Source organism: Edaphobacter sp. HDX4 (genome assembly GCF_036877565.1).
Classification (GTDB): Bacteria; Acidobacteriota; Terriglobia; order Terriglobales; family Acidobacteriaceae; genus Edaphobacter.
This window is the reverse complement of sequence record NZ_JAEDXW010000115.1, coordinates 1-253: the sequence shown is the minus strand read 5'-3', so window position 1 is coordinate 253 and position 253 is coordinate 1. Positions and strand designations below refer to the sequence as shown.

The window sequence follows — 253 nt, the reverse complement described above, 5'->3', positions numbered from 1 at the left end:
TTCGATCCCTCCGCGAGACCGATGAAATTAGCGACCGTCACCGGAGCCTGCTTGTCATATAGCTTGCACGTGAGGCGACCCATCGTTGTATCAATCACAGCAGTTGGGCCTGTGGGAATGACGGGCGCTTCGCCTGACTCGTCGTACTCGGAGCATCAGGCAAAGCATCCGTAGAAGGGGTCTGCGGAGACGGAGATGGGGACGACTGGGTGGGGGCCGCGGGCAAACTCGTTGGCGACTGAGACTGTGCCGA

General features: G+C 60.1%; 1 protein-coding gene. It reads right to left on the bottom strand.

Annotation, left to right across the window (positions count from 1 at the left end):
* A partial coding sequence (locus JAO29_RS23275) for a peptidylprolyl isomerase (RefSeq protein WP_334270665.1) occupies positions 1 to 83 on the bottom strand: 83 nt, incomplete at its 3' end.
* Positions 84 to 253: the final 170 nt, after the last annotated feature.